A 6,196-nucleotide genomic window follows, 5' to 3' on the forward strand; every position below is an offset into this window, starting at 1 on the left:
TGGATGAAGGGGGCAACACCAGTTCGATGGGATATAACGCAGGGGCTTCGGCTTTGGCATCACGTCGCCATTTGAACAAGAGGTTGGCATTGACCCCGTGCTCCTGTGCGAGTTTTGAGACGGAGACACCGGGTTGGTTGGCGGCATCGACAAGTCGCTGTTTGAATTCTCGCGAGTAATTGGCTCTGCCTTTACGGCTGCTATTGGTACGGCTATTGGTGTACACCATTTTTGGTTCCCACTACTTTTTAGTGGGAACTACTTTGTCCACAACTGCCTCCATTCACCAGACGGTAGTGGCCGGACGCTTACTAAAGATCTGGGGAAGCAGATGGCGCAGCGTTACCGCCTCAAAGGGGAGCGAATAGCACAGCGTAACTACGTTGCGTTGGGGCTTGCCCCTGGCGGATATGTAGAGGTGTTTTTGAGAAGCCCTGATCCACTGCCTGACGTTCTGGTTGCGAGTGGTATGGCCCATGAAGTGACCGACGATTGGTATGACAAGAAAGTCCCACTCAATCGGCAGTATGGGATTGATGAGTTCACAGAGCGATTTGGTGCTCTCTACCAGAAAAATCCTATCCCTACCGGTGAAGCATGGGCTCCTATCATGGAAGCCTACCGAGCAGCGCAGCCCAAGACAGATACAGACCCAGTGCAATGATGAAGCGCTTCAGTTTAGGGGCAATTGCGCAAATGTGGCGAGTCGTTACCGCCTTGCCGGTTTAAGCGCGGAGTTTACGGCCAGTAAGGGCGCTGGCTATGCCAGGATGCTGCCGAGTTAGGCGCGGGGTTACTGCCATGGTTACTCAGACACTGTCGGGGAAGGCGTGACACAAGGGGCGTCAATAATAACTGCGGGCAGTGGATCGTTAGCTGGTCTACCCCGTCGAAATGACGGGGCAGGAACCCAGTGCTTTCAGCCCGATGTCACGATTGCTTTGTAGGGTAGATGCTGTGATCCCTATCCCACCACACAATGTGAAAATGCGCTTGAATGATGAACCCCCAGACTCGCTCAGTGTTGCCAAGGCGAAATCGAAATACCGTCTCGAATTGCTCTAAATCTAGATCCCGCCACCGCTGTTGAGCTTCCTCGATTAAGTCGCCCACTCCGTGGTCGTGATGCTTCTTGTGACCAGTGTCTGAGGAATGGCTGTCGATTTCCTTCCACGTTAGCTTGGCGGCCCTTATGGCAGAGGGCTACACCACCACCCACTGACACTCGTGCCAACGCGGCACATCATCCCTTGTGGTACTTCTTGAAGTTCTCCGCCTGCTCCAACACGCTCTTGTAGACCTCATCGTTGGCCACTGGCGGGAAGCCGTAGCGGTGTAGCAGCAGGATCAGGTCTACCTTCAGCTTGGCCTTGATATCGTCGCGGTTGCTCCAGTCAGGGTACTGGGCGTTGTTATCGACCGTCACCTTCATCTCTTTGGCCAGTTCCAGCATCTTCTCTTCGTCATAGGTGAAGTCGTACTTCACGCACATGTGCTCGAGGATATCGAGGAACGCCTTCTCCTCCATGTCGATGCCGATATCGGCGAACGACATCATCTCGGACTTGATGTCGTAGATCATGTCGGCCATCTGCTGGGTGAAGGCATCGAACTCTTCACCGTTGAGCACGTCGTTCTCTTTACGCTGGTTGTACTGTTCTACCAGTGCCTGGAAGCGTTTGGAGAAGTTAATCCCCTGCAGCTGGTTCACCTTTTGAAAATCGCTGATGGCCTTGGCCAGCATCTTTTGCAGCAGTTGCATCCGGGTGTTGGGCAGCTTGATCTTGCCAATACGGTCCATGTACTCGTCATCAAAGATATCGATGGTCTCGGCCTTGTCCTCACCCAGGGTGAATATCTCCTCCACCCCCTCAGCCTTGAGGGCCTCTGCAATCATCTCCCGCACCTTCTGGTTCATCTGTGCGGTATCAGGCGCATCACCCTTGGTGAGTTTGTAGACGATGGAGCGCACCGCCAGATAGAAGTGGATCAGCTCGCGCTCCTCCTGGCCAATCTCCTCACTGCCCACGCACACGTCATAGGCGGCCTTGAGCCGTTTAACCAAGCCCATAAAGCGCAGCTCAATCTTCTTGGTCTGCAGGGCAAACTCGGCGGCGCGGTTGAGGCAGTCGAGCTGCAAGGTCGGCGTGCCAGAGAAGTAATCACGGTTATCGAAGGTATGGAACACCTGGCCAAGCAGATGCAGGTGATTGCGCACCTCGATCAGCGATTGCTGAACATCTTCAAAGTTGGACTTATCCGCCTTCGAGTACATGGCCAGTGCCATGTTCATCCGGCTTTTGATCCCGATGTAATCGACCACCAGCCCCTTCTCCTTGCCCTCAAAGCGGCGGTTGACCCGGGAGATGGTCTGGATCAGGTTGTGCTTTTGCAGCGGCTTGTCGATGTAGATGGTATCGAGCTCCGGCACATCAAAGCCGGTCAGCCACATGTCCACCACGATGGCGACCTTGAAGTTGGATTTGGGGTTCTTGAACTGCTTGTCCAGCTCCCGGCGATATTCCTTGGTACCGAGCAGCTCATACATTACCGCGTCATCATCCTGGCCACGGGTCATCACCATATTGACCTGGGGCAGGCGTATCAGCTCCTTGGCCTCTTGCTCTGAGAGAGTGACGCCATCGATGGCCAGTTTGGGCTCGAACCACTCGGGGCGTTTCAGTTTGAGGCTCTGATAGAAGGCATAGGCAATCTCCCGGCTGGCACAGACAAACATCGCCTTGCCTTTGACGGTCGAGCCTTCCGCCACCCGTTGCTCGTAATGCTTGGCAAAATCCTTGGCCAGCGCCTCGATGCGATCCGGGTCGCCCAGGATCGAGTTCATGCTGGCCGTGGTCTTCTTGCTCTCTTCAATCTGGTGCTCGCTGGCCCCCTGCGCCTCGCACTCCTGGTAATACTGCTCGATCTCTTCCAGCTTGCTGTTATCAAGTACCACCTTGGCGGCGCGGCCTTCATAGACAATGCGTACCGTGATCTGGTCGTTGACTGACTCGGTCATGGTGTAGCTGTCGATGGTGGGGCCGAACACATCCAGCGTGGCGTCGATAGGCGTACCGGTAAAGCCCACATAGGTGGCATTGGGCAGCGAGTCATGCAGGTACTTGGCGAAGCCATAGGTCTTTTTGATGGTTCCCCTCTCCTGGTCGAAGGTGAGCTTCAAATCAAGGTTGATCTGGCTGCGGTGGGCCTCATCAGAGATACAGATGATATTGCTGCGATCGGAGAGCTTTTGGATATCTTCGGTGAACTTGTGAATGGTGGTGAGGAATACCCCGCCACTGGCACGGCCAGCCAGCTTGTCACGCAGATCCTGACGGCTGGTGACCGGCTCAATCACCGCATCACCGATAAAGGCGGTGGCGCTGCAGAACTGCTTGGATAGCTGCTCATCGAGATCGGTGCGGTCGGTAATGAGGATGATGGTCGGGCTGGCAAAGTCGATGCTCTTCATCAAGAGGCGCGCCAAAAACTGCATGGTGTAGCTCTTGCCACAGCCGGTGGCGCCAAAGTAGGTGCCCCCCTTACCGCTACCCCCGATGTTTTCACCATTGGCGGCTATCAGCTTGCGCTCTTTTTTGATGTTGTAGTAGAGCTTGCGGGCCGCGTAATACTGCGGATAGCGGCAGCAGATCTTGGTTTCACTCTTGGCTGTGTCAGGGAAGAAAACGAAGTTCTTCACCACATCGAGCAGCCGTACCGGGTGAAACAGCCCCTGGATCAGGGTGTAGAGGCCGTTGATACCCTCCTGCTCGGTAGACTCGTTACCGGTTACCTTGCGCCATGCATAGTAGAACTCATAGGGGGCAAACAGGTTGCCCATCTTGTTGTTCACCCCGTCACTGACGATACACAGGGCGTTATAGACGAACAGCTTGGGGATATCGCGCCGGTAGCGCACACAGAGCTGGCGCCAGGCGTCATAGGTGGTGGCTTCTTCACCGCGCACCGCCGATTTGAACTCGAACACCACCAGCGGCAGGCCATTGACGTAGAGGATGGCATCGGGGATGCGGGTCTGTAGCCCGCCATCGCGGGTCTGGCCTTCGATCTCGAGCTGATTCACCACTCGATAGATATTGTGGTCGGCCTCGGCAGTTACCTCCTCTTGCCCCACGAACATACTGGCCAGCTGGCTGGGCAAGGCGTGGGTGTTCATCAACTCGATATAGAGGTCTTTCTGATCCCGGTCTTCGCGCTTGAGCAAAAAGCCATTACTGAGCCAGTGGCAGAAGGTTTTATTGCTCTGGTAGAGGTCACTGGCGGGCAGGGTCTGCAACTGGTGCAGAATGGTCGCAATCTCACCTTCGGTAATGCCATCGGCCTGATACTGGCGGGCAAGGTACAGGCGCAGGTCATCAGCAATCAGCACCTCACTGTTATCCTTGCGTGGCACATCGCTGCCGACATAGTGAGGGTAACAAGGCTGGCCAGCTGAGTTAAGGTGATGGCCCAGCAAGGTGATAATGGCCTGTTCCAGCTTTGCTTCCGTGAAAATATGGCTCATGGCAATGGCTTCTTCTATTTGCTCAAAATGGGTTCGTTAACGCTGGGCGTAAGGCAAGGGCGAAAGGGCAGCGCAGCAATGGCTACGCCACCCACCGGTTTAGGCCACCTCTACCTTGGCAAGCTCAGCTTCAATATGATCGAGGCGCAACTCGCCAGAGATCAGTTTGGGTAGCAGGGTGTCGCGGAGATTGGTAAGAACAATCTGTTCATTGCTATGACTTTTATCTACCAATGGCTTTACACGTTTGCAGAATTCATCTAACAAATCATTAGATGGGATTAGTACAGGCTCCGCCTCAAGGAAGAATTTAGTCTGAAAGTTGGCGATCCCCGTGCTTTGGTTCTGGTATTCCCACATTTTCCCATCAGCATATATTTTCTGAAGATGAAGAAAACCTAGCAAACCATGATTAATAGATTTAGGTTTAAATCTTCTACAAAAGCTCGCAGGCTCAACAACTTCGCCTAAACGTTGCAGCATTAAATCTGACATGAAAATGGAACGCCCAGTAGATTGAGTCGGACTACCACCAGAGACTTCAATAATGATATCCCCGGCCTCAATTTGTCTTAATTTTAGTTTTTTAGGTTCCACCCAGCGTAACGGAGCTTTGCTTAATTGGCCACTCATCAAATCAGGGATATCTGTTCCCCTTACAATTCTCGATTGTACAGAATGGGATTCATCAGGAGAATCTTTTCCCCAGTCGCCACCAATCGACATAGAAAGGAGTTGTCCAAAATTCTGGTATTTCCAGCCCTGTGGTACCCAGCCACCGAGGCCAAGAGAGGGCTCGGCGCACTCCTCAAAGGCGGCGGGGAACAGTTGGCGGGTAGCGTCTGGCAGCGGCTTAAAGTCACCATGTTCACGCACTGCTCTACGTGCCTCTGCACGGCGCAGCAGTTCGTCAGGGAAGGCTAAATCCTGCTCGAAGAAGCCCGCATCCAGCGCGTTATCGACCACGGGATCAAAGTCCACAAACCACGATTTAAACAGCGCTTGCGCCATCTGCTCTAGAGTCTGGTTGATCTGGCGATTGTGAGTGATTTTGTCATCGAGTGATGATGCGATTTCAGCTATCTTGTTTTGAATATAAATTGACGGCCATTTTGTTTTTAAAAGATGCACATGGTTTCTGTTTAAAGCTGGATTTGCCGCGCCGACATCCATCTTTTTAAGTTCAGAAGCCATTCCTTTAAAAAAGTAATAGACAAAGTGAGGGTTATTCCCTTTGAAATCTTTAACCCACAAACTTGTATCGTGGGGCCAATAATCTTCCTTCAGGAAATACACTGTCCCAAGAGAACCCTTTCGGCCTAATACAACGCCTGGGGCAGTAGCTTTAGCCAAATTATGATAGCTGGATATCCCGCCAGATGAAACAACCGGCACATCACCTGCCATTTGCTCCTTCTTTGTAATATCAAAGCCTCTTTGTAAGGTCAGTTGTTCCCCAATGGTTGTGGTAAAAAAATCACTCGCCATAACCCAGCGCCTCCATATTGGACCGGATCGCTTGATCCAACGCAGCGGCTTCATTGAGCCTGTCTCTTGATCAGATCTTGATCCCCGAAGCCATCATCTCTTTGGCGGCAATAAAGCCGTCCAGTTTACTTTGCAGTGTTTGCCAGCCTTCCCAGAGTGAGCTCCAGCCTGCAATCCCTGTTC

4 protein-coding genes are annotated in these 6,196 nt (G+C 53.0%); 1 reads left to right on the forward strand and 3 read right to left on the reverse strand.

Annotated elements, in window-relative coordinates; translation table 11 throughout:
• Positions 1-229: transposase (locus tag GWQ22_RS20620; RefSeq protein ID WP_275931508.1), on the reverse strand; the 229-nt coding region annotated here is incomplete at its 3' end.
• On the opposite strand from GWQ22_RS20620, the gene GWQ22_RS20625 reads away from it, so the two are divergent.
• Positions 134-664: a DUF2931 family protein gene (locus tag GWQ22_RS20625; protein WP_275931509.1), complete on the forward strand. Its 531-nt coding sequence runs from the start codon at positions 134-136 to the stop codon at positions 662-664. The two genes, GWQ22_RS20620 and GWQ22_RS20625, sit on opposite strands and share 96 nt — an antisense overlap.
• 579 nt (positions 665-1,243) lie before the next feature.
• Here GWQ22_RS20625 and GWQ22_RS20630 read toward each other — a convergent pair.
• Together GWQ22_RS20630 and GWQ22_RS20635 are read right to left on the reverse strand one after the other, a co-directional pair.
• Positions 1,244-4,525, reverse strand: a complete 3,282-nt coding sequence (locus tag GWQ22_RS20630) for an HsdR family type I site-specific deoxyribonuclease (RefSeq protein WP_275931510.1) — start codon at positions 4,523-4,525, stop codon at positions 1,244-1,246.
• 99 nt (positions 4,526-4,624) lie between these two features.
• Positions 4,625-6,067 carry a restriction endonuclease subunit S gene (locus tag GWQ22_RS20635; RefSeq protein WP_275931511.1) on the reverse strand — a complete coding sequence of 481 codons (1,443 nt, stop codon included), beginning with the start codon at positions 6,065-6,067 and terminating at the stop codon, positions 4,625-4,627.
• Positions 6,068-6,196: the final 129 nt, after the last annotated feature.

It is taken from the genome of Aeromonas sp. 1HA1 (genome assembly GCF_029237385.1).
Classification (GTDB): Bacteria; Pseudomonadota; Gammaproteobacteria; order Enterobacterales; family Aeromonadaceae; genus Aeromonas; species Aeromonas popoffii.

Bases quoted from the DNA above. Each gene is read 5' to 3' on its own strand.
- GWQ22_RS20630 (WP_275931510.1), bottom strand. From the start codon at position 4,525: ATGAGCCATATTTTCACGGAAGCAAAGCTGGAACAGGCCATTATCACC.
- GWQ22_RS20635 (WP_275931511.1), bottom strand. From the start codon at position 6,067: ATGAAGCCGCTGCGTTGGATCAAGCGATCCGGTCCAATATGGAGGCGC.